Origin of the sequence: Mucilaginibacter lappiensis (genome assembly GCF_900155965.1) — a bacterium.
GTDB lineage: Bacteria > Bacteroidota > Bacteroidia > Sphingobacteriales > Sphingobacteriaceae > Mucilaginibacter > Mucilaginibacter lappiensis.
In genome coordinates this window covers 255,734-271,309 of the sequence record NZ_FTMG01000006.1, presented here as the reverse complement: position 1 = coordinate 271,309, position 15,576 = coordinate 255,734, and the positions used below count along the sequence as shown (strand labels likewise).

Below are 15,576 nucleotides of genomic sequence, written 5' to 3'. Positions count from 1 at the left end.
ATGACATAAAAAGAGGCTTTATCATAAATCGAATTGATTCTCACTGATATTTTGTCACCTGTGAATTGACTTTAAGCCGGTGATATTTATGCAAAAAGTGGGTTTACACTTTTTTGTCAAATAAATTCATAACTAATTGATTTTAAGCAATATAAATCAATGTAAACCATAAAATGTGTAAACCATGTAAACCCACTTTTTTGCTAATAGAGCCGATCTATCCAACCCAGAATTATACATCAATTCTTGGCTGAGTATCCGGATAAATCAAATAAAAAAGAGGCTGATCATGATATATGATACAGCCCCTTTTAGCAATATATTTAGGTTGAAAAATTTAAACCCGGATATAGATTTTCTTTTTATCCAATATCCAGCCTACACACCAGCAAATAAGCATGTAGCTTATGGCAAACAGCAGTGAGCCGATAGCTCCCGGAGCTATTACCTGGTATACAGAAGTATTTATCCAGTCATAGAAGCTGGTTCCTTTAACGGTGAGCATGTAAAAAAATATCACCAGTATTTCTGACAGCACATAGATAGGCAGCGGGTTTTTACCCAGGATAGTGAAAAAGCGTGTCCAGTTTCCTTTGTTCCAGTTATTGATCTCGAGTGCGTAAACCAGGAAGGAAAGGATCACCAGATCGAGCCCGGTGGTAACCAATACAAAGGAGCTTGTCCACAATTTTTTATTGATAGGGAATACCATGTTCCAGCACAGAGCCAGAAATATAAACAGTGCCCCAGTAAGCAGCATTTTTGCTATGGTATCATAACCCTTACCTTTTTGCTGTATGAATTTGCCGGCATAATAGCCAATAACTACGTTTACGATAGCGGGCAGGGTACTGAGGATGCCCTCAGGGTCAAAGGCTATTTTTTCGCCATGATACAGATGGTTGTCGCCCAGGATAAATTTATCCAGGAATATACCGGCGTTACCGGTCATGCTCAGCGGATCGTTAGGGTCGCCAAAAACCAGGAGCAAAACCCAATAGCCAATTAATAACAGGATTGATACAATAATAACCGATTGCTTTGAAAGAAAGTGGATCATAAGTGATGCGAAGCAGTAGCATAGGGCTATGCGCTGTAATACACCCATGATACGGGTATCTGCAATAGGTGATAAGGAAATATGGCCGCCCTTGAAATTAAAAAACGGGAACCAGTACATGAGATACCCTATCAGGAAAATCAGGAGGGTACGTTTAAATATTTTGCCTAAAACCGCCGCGTTGCCCATTTCCTGATAACGTTTCATCGAGAAACTCATGGCATTGCCTACTGCGAACAAAAAGGAAGGGAATACAAGATCGGTAGGGGTAAAGCCGTGCCAGGCGGCATGTTCAAGCGGCGAAAAGGCGGCCGCGCCACTGCCCGGGGTATTTACAATGATCATAAAGCAAATAGTCATTCCCCGAAACACATCCAACGATAAAAACCGCGTTGATGATTTATTCATAAAAACTAATATTAAGATTTTTTAATGCTTAAAACAGGAGCGATGATAAGCTGTGGTTAAAAAAACATACAGGGGTGGGTCACCCCTGTATGTTTTGGTTAGTTTTATAATTAATTATATCCCGGATTTTGTTTAAGCACAGGTTTGCCATTTTTTGTACTCAAATCAATTTGTATCTGAGGGATAGGATAGTACTCGTTCTTTCCTTTTATAAAGTGTCCCTGGGTTACATCGCTGGTGATTTTTCCCTGATATTGGAAATAAGCATTTAGCGCCTGATCTGCTATCCCCCATCTTACCACATCAAAAAAGCGGTGCCCTTCCATAGCCAATTCTATCTGCCTTTCATAATAGATGGCTTTTAAGGCATAGGTTAATCCTTTTGTAAAATCGCCGGGAGGGTAAGGGCTTACTTTGTAATTGGCAGCCGGCGTAGTGGATACACCACCGGTTGGGTTAGAGTCATCCGTGTATTTGAAAACAAATCCATCCGGGTTTGCGGCTCTGTTGCGCACCATGTTTACATAATCTTCGGCTTTTGATAAATTACCCAATTGCGCTTCTGCTTCGGCAGCCATTAATAAAACATCGGCAAAGCGAATGATGTTATAGTTTACGGCTGTACCTGGCCCGTAAGAGTGCTGGTCGCCTTCTGTATTTTGGTTAGCCTGGGTATAAACATGTTTTATTGGCGAATAAGGGCCGCCATAATCCTGACCACGGATCCAGTCATTACCCGGATGGATTCCCCAATCAAGATAAGGAATTCCGCGTCGACCAACGGTCCAGTCCAAACGAGGATCAATGGCGCCGTCATCGGGTACAAAATCATTGGCTGATAATATACCGATATCATTTTTTATAGGGTGTGCGTCGTAATCATCCAGGTAAGGCAAGCCAGTTGTAGGATTGGTGCGATAATGATTTACCAGATCAACAGACGGCTGATAAAACCCGCAGCAACTAAATGGACTGCTTGTGCCATACGGATAGTTTAACAGATCGAAATCATTGGCCTGGGAGGGTGCGCTTGGGTCTACATTGGCCACCGCTTGTATGGCAAAAACAGATTCTGAGTTGTTTTTTGTAGCAACCCTGAAATTGTCATGAAACAGCGGTGTTAAAGCATATGGTAAGCCGCCAGATGTAACTCCCTGGGTAACAATAATATCATAGAGTGCCTTGGCATCGGCGTATTTTAACTCATACATATAAACTTTGGCCAGGTAAGCGCCGGCTGCCCATTTATTGGCCCTGCCTATATCTGATTGTGTTGCGGGCAGGTTATTATATGCATACTTTAAATCGGCTTCAATTTTTGGCCATACATCAACTGTGTTAGGTTGATTAAAGTCGGTTGTTGTTTCATCAATGTAGGGTATATTGTTGAACATTCTTTTCCCCTCAAAGTAAAAATGGGCCCTTAAAAACCGTGCCTGCGCCTGAATGTTTGCTGCGTCTGTAGCTGCAAAACCGGTTACTTTTGGAAGTGTACGTAAAACATTATTTGTTCTGGAAACGCCTTCATAAATGGCAATCCATTTGGTATTTAAAAATGGATTGCTTGCATCAATATAAAAGTTTGCAATGGGCTCAATAGGCTGCTGGTCGCCGGCAATACTTCCCTTCGATGCATCGCCGCCGGCCACGCCGGCGTATATCCAGTTGTCTGGCGATGACTGCCATGCATCTGCGCCGCCAAAGCTCTGGTCGCCGCCCTGCTGACCACGCAAAGCGCTGTATGCGCCAATTAAAAGGCCGTTTACGCCATCTTTTGTTTGCAATAATTCCGGACTTAATGAGCCTATCTGTGGCTTATCTAATGATTTTTTGCACGAGTAAAATGATTGTGTGATGCTTAATATCAGTACAACCAGTAAATATTTTGATGTTTTCATGTCGCTAAAATTTAAACGTTTATCATAATGAAAGATTAACACCTACTAAAAAGGTACGTGAACTTGAGTAGGTGCCTTCATCTACGCCAAAGTCGGTTGTGGTGCCGCCAAGCTCAGGATCAAGCCCCGAGTATTTGGTTATTGTAAATAAATTTGCAGCAGAAATATACACCCTTAACTTTTGTATACTGAGCTTTTTTAAGGCTCCACTTGTAAAAGTATATCCAATTTGAGTGTTTTTGGCCCGCAGGTATGATCCATTCTCTACAAAGTAAGAGTTTGGTGCACCATTGGTGCTAAAATAGCCGCCCAGTTCTTGTATAGGCGCTTTTGCATTATGATTTTGTGGCGTCCAGGAATCATATAGTGCTGTATGGCTTTTTGCCGTTTCAAATGATGAGTAAAAATCTCTCCAGTATTTTACGTTGTTCCATACTTTATTCCCAAATACCCCATATAAAAAGATGCTGAAATCAAATTGCTTATAATTAAATCCCAGGTTAAGCCCTGTGCTGAATTTAGGGTTAGGGTTACCCAGATAGGTACGGTCTGCAGCAGTTATTTGACCATCTCCATTGATATCAGCATATTTAAAGCGACCAACACCAATGTCCTGCTCGTATACCGCGTTCGGATCTCCGGTTGCTTTCCGTGCTTTTGCATTGGCGGCATCTACTTCTGCTTGTGAATTCCAAAAGCCAACCACCTGGTAACCATAAAATTCTCCGATGGAATGCCCAACGGCGTTATGTACTAAACTAGCTCCAACCCGGCGGCCATTGTCAGTGTCAAAATAATTGGCATCATTTGATACTTTAACTATCTTATTGTTATAAGTAGTAACCGATAGTGTTGCATTAATGCCAATATCATGGTTTACCTTAAAATTACCAGTAACGGAGGCATCCAAACCATCGTTCTTCATTTTTGCGATATTCACGTAGGCTGGTGTCGCATTACCATAGGTTGCCAGGCTCGGAGGGTTAAATAACAAATCGCGTATGTCTTTTCTATAGTAGTCAATTGTAAAAGATAGTTTGTCATTAAACAGAGAGGCATCAATACCAATATTGCTGTTGATGTCTTTTTCCCATTTAGCATCCGGATTGCCCTGCGTGCTTTGATAATATCCGGGCACTATACTTGTGCCACCGCCAATGCCGTAATACGATTGGCCAATTGAGCTTGAAAAGTTGGTAAATCTGTTTCCTGCAGTAATATTAAACTGATTTCCCAAAACGCCGTATCCGCCTCGTATTTTCAGGTCTGATAACCAGGAAATATTTTTCATAAAATTTTCCTGCGATAAGCGCCAGCCGGCACTTATTGCCGGGAACCAACCATATTGATTAGTGAATTTTGATGAGCCATCGCGTCTGATAACAGCGCTTAACAAATATTTGTCGTTGTAGCTGTAATCTAACCGGCCTATGTAAGAGAATAAGCCTTCTGGAGGTGTAAGGGCATAACTATAATTGCTTTGACCATCACTGGCGCCTGTTGAAAGATTGACATAATTGGGATCAAACGAATAATAATTTTGCCTGGTGCCACCAAGTATGTCAAGCCGGCTCTGGTAAGATTCTACACCCACTAAAGCTTTCAGATCATGTTTTCCAAAGGTTTGATGATAGGAGAGTGTGTTTGTCCAGGTATAGTTATATCCACTGGTTGAACTTTGGGAGTATTGATTTAATTGTGAATTTTCGGCATTTTCATAGGTTGGGTATTGGAAGGAATGTGAGGTGCCTGAATTAACCTCGCCGCCAAATGAGGTACGCAGGGTAAAATACTTCAGAATATCTGCCTCCGCAAAGATGTTTCCAAACAAACGGTAATTATAAGCTCTGTCGTTCTTGGTACGTTCCTGTATGGCTACGGGGTTGGCCGCGTCTCCTAAACCTGGCCCGCTGCCTCCTGCATAATTGCCTTTAATATCATATACCGGAATGATAGGCTGCTCTCGAAACACCATAGCCAGTACTGCGTCTGGGTTATTGATACTTACCTGCGGATTATCAATAATGGAATACGCTAAATTTTCGCCCACCCTTACATGCTTGCCTAAATTATACTGGCTGTTAGCTCGTATAGTATATCGCTTTTCATAGGTGTCAATTAAGGTGCCTTTTTGATTGTAGTAATTTAAGGAAAATAGATAGCTGCCTTGGTCATTGCCGCCACTTAAAGCAACGTTATGGCTCATGATGGGAGCTGTTTTAAATACTTCGTGATACCAATCGGTGCCTGCTTTATTTGCTTTTACTATGCGATAAAAATTATTATAGTCGTCAGACGAGGTATAGAAAGGATTAACATAATACTTGGAAGGATCGGCGGCTGGGTCGCCCAGTTTTGCGCCAGCTGGCGAAATATAATCTGGTAATACATAAGTTGGCCCACTACCGTATTGAGCATCATTAAAGGTTGTAACACCCGAATTGGTTTGTGCTATCCTTTTTAAATTTGCCATCTCCTGCGGCGAAAGCGTGTTATACACATTGCCACCTTTGGGTATTTGTGATCCATAATAAGCATCGTACTGAACTTTAACCTTTCCGGCTCCCTTTTTCGTAGAAATAATGATAACGCCGTTTGATGCCCTTGAACCATAAATAGATGCCGAACCTGCATCCTTTAATACCTGCATGTTGGCCACATCATTAGGGTTTAAGGTACTGACATCCTGTGTGGGTACACCATCAATTACATACAAAGGGGTATTATCGCCAAAGGTGTTAAACCCGCGTATGTGAACCGTTGGCTCTTGTCCCGGCTGACCGGAACCGATTACCGTAACTCCCGAAGCCTGTCCCTGTAACTGATTATTGACAGAAGATGTAGGAGTTTTAACCAGGTTTTGTATATCAACTACCGCAACAGCGCCGGTCAGGTCCTTTTTCTTTTGTGTAGCATAACCTACAACAACAACTTCGTTTAATGATTTTGATTCTTCCAGTAGTTTTACGTTGATAGTTGTTTGTCCGTTAACAGGTACCTGTTGAGTTGTAAAACCCAAAAAAGAAAATTCGAGTATTCCGTTGCCATCAGGAAGTGTGAGGCTGTATTTTCCGTTAGCGTCTGTTATTGTACCCAGTGAGGTGCCTTTAAGCTTAACACTTACTCCTGGGAGCGAAATGCCGTTTATATCTGTAACTAAACCCTTTACCGCAACAGTTGCCACGTTATTACTACCCATTGGTTTAATCACAATAATATCATCAACCACCTGAAAAGTTAATTGCTGATTCTGAAGCACGTTTTTCATCACCGTTTCGATGCTGGCGTCCTGTAACTCCACGCTTATTTTTTTGTCGGCATTTACCTGATCAAGCCGGTAAAAAACAGTGTATTTGCTGTTTTTTTCTATTTGCTTGAACATCTGTTTTACCGAGATGTTATTGAGATTGAAATTGTAAACGTTTTGTGAATAAACAGCAGCATGTATGTGCATTATACCCATAAAGAGCAAAACAGTAACAAGCTTCATAATTTTAATGGTTTTTTGCCATGCATGCACAGCCATTACAGATTTTCTGTCAAAATTTATCATAAATTTGTGTTTGTTAATTAGTTAATACTATGCTTCCCCAAGCGTAGGGTATTAGCTATTAATTTTTTACATAGCCCGGAGTGTTAGCGCACGCCGGGTTTTTTATTGAAAGGAGAGAGAAGTTATTTTTTTGCCATAGCTGCTTTTTTAATGGTGTATGTTTTATAGTTGATTAGTTGGTTCTTTTGATAATGGTTACAGTATTGCCATTGATTGTATAATCAATGTCTGTATTCCCTTTTATTAAACTCAATACCTTGTCAATAGTGGCTATTTTTTTAAAACTTCCGGAATATCTTATATTTTGTAGCCTGGCATCATTCATGATTATTTTTACATTGTACCGGCGTTCCAGCACTTTCGATATCTCATCAAGCGTATTTCCATCAAATACTAGCAAATCTTCTTTCCAGCCATCATATTTATCCGTGTTGGCTGAGTCGATCTGTAAAACCTGTATCTCGTTCAGTTCTTTAGTAGTCTGATCATCTGGTTTATAGGTGTATTTTTCTTTCTGTTGTTGACGATAGATCCGCAGTACCTGTCGCGGTTTAACGTATATGCGACTCATTTCGCGGTTGTTATTATCAATATTGCCTTCAACCGAAACTTCGCCTTTTACAACCGTTGTTTCAAAGAAAGAGTCATTTGGATATGATTTCAAATTAAACTTGGTGCCGATATCCCTAATGGTATAATTTTTTGTATTTACAATAAAGGGTATAGTTTTTTTACCGGGCGCTATTTCAAAAAACGCTTCGCCTTCTAAATAAACCGTTCGGTTTTTTTTACCAAAATCAGTATTGTAGTTTAACTTGCTGCCTGCGTTTAGCCAAACAAGTGTACCATCTGTTAAAACTATTTTTTTAATCCCCCCTTTATTAACAGACACTATCCTGATGCTTTTTACATTTTGTGAATAATGCCTTATTAAGAAAACAGAAAGCACACTAAACAGCGCTACAACGGCTGCTACCTTACTCCATCTATATAATTGCCTGTATTTTGTTTCCTGTGGTATGGTCGACAAAAATTTTTGATATGCTTTTTCTTCATCAATAATTTCCGGCTTCAGATACATCATATTTTGCCAGGCCTCATATAGTTGCGCAAAGTACTGCTCATTCTCTGGGTGTGCTTTTACCCATTCCCTAACCTGGTCGGTCTCCTGCTCGTTAGCCTCACGGGTAATATACTTTACCAATAATAGTTTTATCTCGTCGTTATCCATTCTTATTATAATAGCAAGACAATCAAAAAACGGCTTACCCTCAAACACATTGAAAATATTTTTTGTAAATATTCGGTAATGGGCTTTAAAACCCCGAGTTAATTGTGTTTATGTTACACTATGCAGAATGTTTTATAATTACTTTATCATTATTTCCATATTAAATTTGAAACATTTAAATTTTTTTATCTAACTTGTTAAAGTTTTTTAAAAAGTGCCTCATTTTGATTGGATTATGAATAAATGATTACTAAAAACGACGAAATACGCATTACCAAACTTACACAAGGCGATGCAAGGGCATTTGAGGCTTTATTTAAGCTTTATTATACCCGGCTTACGCTTTTTTGCAACCGTTTTGTAAATGATCTTTCTATTTCTGAAGAAATTGTTGCTGATGTTTTCGCTCTTTTATGGGAGAAGGGGCATGAAGTTACTTTTTCAACCTCGGTAGGCTCTTATTTATTTAAAATGGTGCAAAACCGGAGCCTGAATTATTTAAAACATCAAAAAATAGAGAACTTATACGCGGCTTACCTGGAAAAGAATAATCTTTTCGATGAAGTACGGAATACCGTAGAAAGTGGGTACGAAGAAAAAGAACTAACTCATCAAATTAATGCAGCCATTGATACCCTGCCAGAAAAGTGTCGTGAAATTTTTGTGATGAGTCGCTTCAGTGATATGAAGTATAAAGAGATTGCCAGTAAACTCAATATTTCGCCCAAAACTGTTGAGCGCCAGGTAGGTATAGCACTTGAAAAATTGAGGCAAACTTTAAAACATGTAACCTACCTGTTTTTCCTATAATTACACATGAAATTTTTTTTATAAAAAGCAAATCTTTATCGGATATTTGATCGTAAAATAGTGCTGTTACGTAACCCCCTTTGTAACTGGATATAAGTATGCGAATAAAGCTGTTGTTATTATTAGCAGGTATGCTGTTAGCTGAATTTGGTTATTACTTGTATAAAAGATATTCTTTTGAGCCAAGGCACATATCCCGGCATGAGGTAAAGCACAGAAACGAGGTACTCCGTATTGGTATTATAGGTGATAGCTGGGCCAGCGGAACTACCCTGGATACCATTATTAGTAATGAGTTTTTAAAACATGGCTTAAAAACAGAGATCATTTCATTTGGCGAACCAGAAGCCAAAACAAAACAGATCTATGATAACCTTTATGCGAGCTCGGGTTCGCCTTACTCCAGCAGCGAAATTTTACATCATAACCTTGATTACTGCATTGTTTTGACAGGTACCAGCGATGCCACTGGTGAGATGGGAGCCAAATTTTACGCTTACTACTGCTCGCTCATTATAAGCGATTTGCTGAAAAATAATATCGAACCGGTTTTTATAACCATGCCCGACTTTGGTTTTAAAGAAACAACCGATAGTCTCGACGTACTACAAAAAGCCCGTAATGAGGTGGCCTCTTTAATTATTGATAATGGCAGCACCGGCAGTCTTGATGATTACAGAAAGCAGATTGGTCAATTGTTAAAAGATACCCATCTGCAGGATTCAACCATCGTAGTGCCCTTTAATATGGTATGCGACGATTATAAAAAGCATAAGATATTGTATCGTAACAGCGGGCATCTTTCAACAGCCGGAAAACAAAAGATGGGAAAATTGATTGTGCAATATATTTTGGATCAGCTGCATCGAAGTAATTCACAGGTACCACTGGGAAACAGAAATATCGTTATCTCCAAATCGAGATCAGTTATTCAGCCTTCAGGGAGTTAACGTTAAGGTCTCCAGTTTTTTGATATCGCGATAGCAGATATAAAGCGGTATAATACCAAAAATGCCAAAGCAGCAATCAATGCAACGCCAGTAAAGTGGTATCCCCCGTATGGGGCCAGCAATAAAGGCCAGCGGAAAAACCATGACGCAGGCAATCATCCCAAATTGGATGATCCAGCTATTTTTCACAGGATCTTTTAACGGGCCAATAAATACCAGAGCTATCACCAAGTGACCAAATGCTAGCCAATCGGTACCGTAGCTTAAGTAGGGATAGTTTTGATTAGTGGTTTTTACAGCTAGATAAACCTTTATAATCCAGGGCTGCATAAAGGCAGGAAAAGCCTGAGTGTGCGATGCGAAAAAAGCCAATTCTGATTCAATTGGGAAGGCGGTTACGCCACTTAATACTAAGCCGATGATGAATATAATGATCCAGGTTTTTATTTTTTTGCGTAATTGCTGCTCGTGTTGAACCATGCAGTGAATGTAATGGTTTTATAAAATTATTGCCCGCAATATTTTTTAATAAAGCTATCGGCCTTATCACTGCCAATGTTGCGGATAAAAGTCCAGTCGGTACAGGCGCCTTCTTTATCGTCTTGTTTTAATTTTTGATTAGCCTGTTTCAGCAGGTCGCCAATTAGCTCGTCATCAAAACCCAATTGCTTCTTTAAAGCCAGAATGGCAGGTTCTTTACTGGTGTCAGCTTTGCCTTTGTATTTATTGATATAGTAATTGGTTACGGCGTTTTCCAGCTCCTGCCGGTTTTTATAATCGTCGATAGCAGCCTGCATATTTGCTGCATTATTTAAGGTGCCGCAATTGGTTTGGGAAGGGTCAAAACGAATGGGTTGTACCAGGTTGGTGTTCTCATTATAATCAGCAGGTATGGTCCAATGGCCAGATGTCAATTTAATAACGCGCAGAGCTTCATCATCCAGATCAATACCCAGTCCGCGCTGCACGCTAGCGTTGGTAACCTTACCATTATTATCAAGCCTAAAGGCCACGTCAATGGTGGCTGAGATGCAATTTTTGCTGGAATATTCCGGATATACAATTTTTGTTCTTAAAAAGTCCATGAGCGCGTTTTGGCCGCCCTTAAAAGCGGGCTGGGCAAAAGCCATAGAGGCTGTTGTTGCCATCATCGAAACAAGTATAAACAAGCGTTTTACCATACTATAAATATCGACAATAAAACGGATATAAAGTTTAATGCGAATTCGCTTTTATTCGGATGTCAAAACCTCAAAACAAGGTTTGGATCAGGAATATTCAACCCGTATTGTTCCTTTTCAGAATATTTGCACACCCCCGGATAGTCGCCATGTTTGCCTTCCATATCATACATGAGCTGAAAGTGCAGGTGTGGTGGCCATTGGCCATTCTCCTGGTTGTTGCCCAGCGTGGCTATCTGCTGGTTTTTATTGATGGGCATGCCAATGGTCAGTCCGATCAAACTTTTGCGGCTTAGGTGGCCGTAGAGGCTGTATAGGGTTAAGCCATCAAGATTGTGTTTTAATATAATGGCAGGGCCATAATCGCCCAGATTATTATTATCCTGAAAGCTGTGCACGGTACCGTCAAACGGCGAATAAACGAGTGTGCCGGCATCACCCCAGATATCAACACCTAAATGCAAACGACGAGGCTCGGCATCAGTATCAAAATGCGGACTTACAGCATAAATGGTGCGATGCTCCATATAGCCACCAATACCATAACGACAGTTATTGACCTTTAATTTTTCACTTACCCAATCACTAAATTGCTGCGTATCTGCAATAATGGTCATGTTGAGCTCGATGTTGGCAGCAGTAAAATCCAACGGAAAAAGCCGGTCGGTGCCGGCATTATAGTCAACCACTTTGCCAATAGCAGTAGGGTTGTTTTGCAAATACGTTTTTAAACGGGCATGCAGATTCATCCGGCAATTATTCGGTATCGGGCTGGCGCTCTTCTTTGCTTATTTTTTCAAATATTTTGTCCATGCGCTCTACATACTCGCTAGTGTCATCCACAAAAAACTCCAGTTGCGGAATGATCCTTACCTGGTCTTTAATGCGGGCACCCAGTTTGTACCTGATCTCGGAGGCGTGCGATTTGATGGTTTGCAGGGCCAGCTGCAAATTGTTATTGCCAAAGAAGCTTAAAAATATGCGGGCAATCGCCAAATCGGGCGTTACGCGCACTTTAGTAATGGTTACCATGGTATTGGGCAAATAGTTCATGCCTTCGCGCTGAAATATGGCGGCCAGGTCCTGCTGTATTACTCCTGCAAATTTTTGCTGACGTTTTGATTCCATAATAGTTAGTTAACGCCACTGTGGCAAATGAGTTTTATTTATTTGGTTTAGAACGGCTGAAATATAGCAGGCGTTGCGAATAATTAAAGCTATTAATAATAAGTTATTAATTGCAAATGTCCTGGGGTATCTCTTTGGTTATTTTTATAACTTTTTTTACAACCAGGGTGCTGTCATATTCAGATCCCATACCCTCTTTCCCTGATTTTAATTTGATACCTTCTACCTCAACATAAACGGGCTCATAAGGTTTTTCGAAATTGAGCTGCGAATATTGCAGTTCTAACTGGGCCGAACTGTCGGCAACCCAAAACTCTCTGCCGCTGTCGCAATCCTTAAATGATTTTATTTCGGGGCCAAAACTGTACAAGCCTTTATAAATCGTTGACTCTTTGGTTTTTGACGGGCTCCTGTTACATGAGCATGCAGCAATTAAAACAAATAAGAACGCGAAATATTTAATATAACCTATCCTCATATGGCAAATTTACAAATCCTGTTTGATTTCATCTAAACCTTTAATACTTAATCGTGCGCTGATGCCCGATGCTATTACAGAAATGATGCCAACTGTTAAAAATACCAGGCCAACATCAACCGGGTTAATATCAACCGGGTAGGCATCAATTACCGACATTTGCGCGCCCATTTTTATCCAGCCAAAATGTTGCTGTAACAGGCAGAATATCAAACCTAAAACAATGCCGGCAATGCAGCCTATGAATGATATCATCATCCCTTCAAAAAAGAAAATGCCTTGTATGGTTTGCTTGTTAGCGCCCAGGCTGCTTAGTATGGCAATATCTTTACGTTTATCAATCACCAGCATGGTTAACGAACCAATGATGTTAAATATTGCTATGATAAGTACAAAGGTAAGTATCATGAATATCGACCAGCGCTCGTAATTGAGCGTTTTATATAGCTCTGTGTTTTGCTCCTTGCGGTTTTTTACGGTGAACTTTGTGCCTATATCATCTATGATTTTGCTTTGTACTGATGTTAGGTCGGTGCCTTTTTTATAAGTTAGCTCGATAGATGATACTTCTTTTGGTTGATCGAGCAGGTCGCGGGCAAACTCGAGTGGTGTTACTACGATGTCATCAAACTCCTGTTGTATACCGAATACGCCCGACGGATTGATAGAACGTACCACAAATTCATTAAGCGGATTGTCTGAGCTTTCGGTTCCACGCCGGGGTGAATATATTTGTATGGGCGAAAGCTCGTCGTGAACATTAACGCCCAGGTTATTTTGAATAGTTGCCCCAATAACTGCGAAGTTTTGTCCCCCGCTTTTTAAAGTGAAAGAGCCTACCTGTACCGTACTATCCAAGCGCTTGTTTTTTAAAAAATCGTCGCTTACACCTTTTACGGTTCCTAAAAAAGTTTTGTCGCCGTACTTGATCAAGGCTTTTTCCTGGAGTACTTCTGTATACGAGATGAGGCGCTTATCCTGATGTAAGGTATTGAAGTAAGGGGTATCCGGATTAAAAGTTTTACCGAGGCGGGTTTCGATCTTGATCTCGGGTGTAAAGTTGCTATACAGGGAAAGGATCACCTTTTCGAAACCATTAAATACCGATAAAATAATGATAAGCGCCGCGCTGCCTATTAAAACACCGAGCATAGAAATGCCCGAAATGATATTAATAGCGTGCATTTTTTTGCCCGAAAACAGATACCGTTTAGCTATATATATCGAAGTGTTCAATTACGTTGTAAGTTTTACGTATAACGTTATACGTTTTTTTGATCTGTAAATTACTAATTTTTGTAAACGTACTACATAAAACGTATCACGTAAAACCCTAATGTAGGGTTAATTCATAAACGGATTGTTTTGTTTTTCGTAACCGATGGTAGTTTCGGGGCCATGGCCGGGATAAACCGTACAATCATCGGGCAGGAGAAACAGTTTGGTGGTGATGCTATCCACCAGTGTGCTAAAACTTCCGCCGGGGAGATCATACCTGCCGATGCTCAGCCTGAACAGCACATCGCCGCCTATCAAGATATTGGCCTCTTTATCATAAAAACACAAGGATGCAGGGGAATGACCGGGTGCAAAGATCAAATGCAGTGTGGTATGACCAAATTGTATGCTGCCGGTTTCGGGTAGATATTCATCGGGTAGGGGGGATACTTCATAACGGATGCCCATTTGCGGGGCGTAGGCTACCACGGCTGCCAACACTTCCGACTCACCGATATGGAACTTTGGTTTTAACCCGTATTGATCAAATACAAATTTATTCCCCAGCACATGGTCAATATGGCAATGGGTATTTAGCAACATTACCGGTGTTAAATTATTATCCTTTATAAAATGGGTAACTACATTTTGTTCGGTAGCGGTATACATGCCGGGATCAATAATGACACATTCACCGGTTTCGTCATATAAAAGGTATGTGTTTTCCTGGTAAGGGTTATTTACAAATGATTTAACTTTTGCCATGCCGTAAAAGTAAGGATGTTTTTTGATTTCGGATTTCGGATATTCGATTTGGGATTTTGAGAATTTGGGAATTTTTGATTTCTGAACTTTGATTGGAGTTTCAAATAAATAAATCCCAAATCGAATATCCGAAATCCCAAATCAAAACTAATCTTCCACCAACTCCACTTCGGCAACCGGGCTAAACAGGTAAACGCGTTTGGTGGCTATTTCTACACACTTAAAACGTTTACGCAATTGTTCTTCCTTACGAAAAACTCGTCCCCCTTTTATTTTGAACAAAGCTTTAAGAGGAACTTTTTCTACTGTAAGTACCGACTCTTTTGGCACGTCATATTTGCGCAGGGAACGGTACAGGTTCAGATCCGAGCAGCTGGATGCGGCCGGGTTATTCAAATAGCTGGTGATGGCGTGTTTTACATCGGCGGGGAAAATATCTTTTTCAAAAAAGGGTTGCATCATTTTTTTGAAATTAGCTTTCCACTCGGTGCCATGCGGTTTGGCTTTTTGTTTATGCTCGTTCCAGGTATGCAGGTGCGCAAATTCATGTACAGTAGTTACCAGGAAAGCGTAGGGGTTAAGGTCGTAATTAACGGAGATGCGATGCCCTTTACCGCCGTAAGGCGAACGGTAATCGCCAAATTTACTGCCGCGGTTGCGCGAAATTTTAAACTCACATTTAAAGTAATCTATCCAGCGGCCAATCAATGGCGCCGCGTCTGACGGAAGATACTTTTCTAAAACTTTTACTTTATCCAATTTTTACCTCAACACAAATATAGGGAATCATCAGTTCATAGTTGATGGTTCATAGATCATAGCCAGAAGTTTTTCAAGTATTTACAAAGAGATTATTATTTGTTTATGATTCGAAAATCAAGTAGCCATGAACTATG

The 15,576-nt window shown here is 40.4% G+C and carries 14 protein-coding genes; 2 read left to right on the top strand and 12 right to left on the bottom strand.

Features of this window, described 5'->3' with window-relative positions; all coding sequences use genetic code 11:
- Positions 1-337 precede the first annotated feature (337 nt).
- The 4 genes from BW976_RS14110 to BW976_RS14095 all read right to left on the bottom strand — a co-directional run bounded on the left by BW976_RS14110 (position 338) and on the right by BW976_RS14095 (position 8,150).
- On the bottom strand, positions 338-1,468 hold the full coding sequence (locus BW976_RS14110; RefSeq protein WP_076373939.1) for an acyltransferase family protein: 1,131 nt from the start codon (positions 1,466-1,468) through the stop codon (positions 338-340).
- Positions 1,469-1,578: 110 nt separating this feature from the next.
- Entirely contained in the window at positions 1,579-3,366 is a 1,788-nt protein-coding gene (locus BW976_RS14105; protein ID WP_076373938.1) for a RagB/SusD family nutrient uptake outer membrane protein, read from the bottom strand.
- A 22-nt stretch (positions 3,367-3,388) separates the two neighbouring features.
- Positions 3,389-6,856 (bottom strand): TonB-dependent receptor, encoded by a 3,468-nt coding sequence (locus tag BW976_RS14100; protein ID WP_217696253.1) that lies wholly within the window; start codon positions 6,854-6,856, stop codon positions 3,389-3,391.
- Positions 6,857-7,091: 235 nt separating this feature from the next.
- Positions 7,092-8,150: a FecR family protein gene (locus BW976_RS14095; RefSeq protein ID WP_076373937.1), complete on the bottom strand. Its 1,059-nt coding sequence runs from the start codon at positions 8,148-8,150 to the stop codon at positions 7,092-7,094.
- Positions 8,151-8,393: 243 nt separating this feature from the next.
- On the opposite strand from BW976_RS14095, the gene BW976_RS14090 reads away from it, so the two are divergent.
- Both BW976_RS14090 and BW976_RS14085 read left to right on the top strand, forming a co-directional pair.
- On the top strand, positions 8,394-8,960 hold the full coding sequence (locus tag BW976_RS14090) for an RNA polymerase sigma-70 factor (RefSeq protein ID WP_076373936.1): 567 nt from the start codon (positions 8,394-8,396) through the stop codon (positions 8,958-8,960).
- A 98-nt stretch (positions 8,961-9,058) separates the two neighbouring features.
- A complete protein-coding gene (locus BW976_RS14085; protein ID WP_076373935.1) occupies positions 9,059-9,910 on the top strand; it encodes a hypothetical protein in 852 nt (283 codons plus the stop codon).
- Here the strand turns inward: BW976_RS14085 and BW976_RS14080 are convergent.
- The 8 genes from BW976_RS14080 to BW976_RS14045 all read right to left on the bottom strand — a co-directional run bounded on the left by BW976_RS14080 (position 9,899) and on the right by BW976_RS14045 (position 15,439).
- Positions 9,899-10,390 (bottom strand): hypothetical protein, encoded by a 492-nt coding sequence (locus BW976_RS14080; protein WP_076373934.1) that lies wholly within the window; start codon positions 10,388-10,390, stop codon positions 9,899-9,901. The two genes, BW976_RS14085 and BW976_RS14080, sit on opposite strands and share 12 nt — an antisense overlap.
- 26 nt (positions 10,391-10,416) lie before the next feature.
- Complete coding sequence (locus BW976_RS14075; protein ID WP_076373933.1) at positions 10,417-11,091, bottom strand: TonB family protein; 675 nt, start codon at positions 11,089-11,091, stop codon at positions 10,417-10,419.
- A 62-nt stretch (positions 11,092-11,153) separates the two neighbouring features.
- A complete protein-coding gene (locus tag BW976_RS14070) occupies positions 11,154-11,840 on the bottom strand; it encodes a peptidoglycan DD-metalloendopeptidase family protein (RefSeq protein WP_076373932.1) in 687 nt (228 codons plus the stop codon).
- Between the two features lie 7 nt (positions 11,841-11,847).
- Positions 11,848-12,219: a 30S ribosome-binding factor RbfA gene (gene rbfA, locus BW976_RS14065; RefSeq protein ID WP_076373931.1), complete on the bottom strand. Its 372-nt coding sequence runs from the start codon at positions 12,217-12,219 to the stop codon at positions 11,848-11,850.
- Positions 12,220-12,325: 106 nt separating this feature from the next.
- Positions 12,326-12,697, bottom strand: a complete 372-nt coding sequence (locus BW976_RS14060) for a hypothetical protein (RefSeq protein ID WP_221276035.1) — start codon at positions 12,695-12,697, stop codon at positions 12,326-12,328.
- 9 nt (positions 12,698-12,706) lie between these two features.
- Positions 12,707-13,933, bottom strand: a complete 1,227-nt coding sequence (locus BW976_RS14055; RefSeq protein ID WP_076373930.1) for an FtsX-like permease family protein — start codon at positions 13,931-13,933, stop codon at positions 12,707-12,709.
- Positions 13,934-14,041: 108 nt separating this feature from the next.
- On the bottom strand, positions 14,042-14,680 hold the full coding sequence (locus tag BW976_RS14050) for an MBL fold metallo-hydrolase (protein ID WP_076373929.1): 639 nt from the start codon (positions 14,678-14,680) through the stop codon (positions 14,042-14,044).
- Between the two features lie 147 nt (positions 14,681-14,827).
- The gene (locus BW976_RS14045; protein ID WP_076373928.1) at positions 14,828-15,439 is read right to left on the bottom strand and encodes a SprT-like domain-containing protein; all 612 of its coding nucleotides are present in this window, start codon (positions 15,437-15,439) and stop codon (positions 14,828-14,830) included.
- Positions 15,440-15,576: the final 137 nt, after the last annotated feature.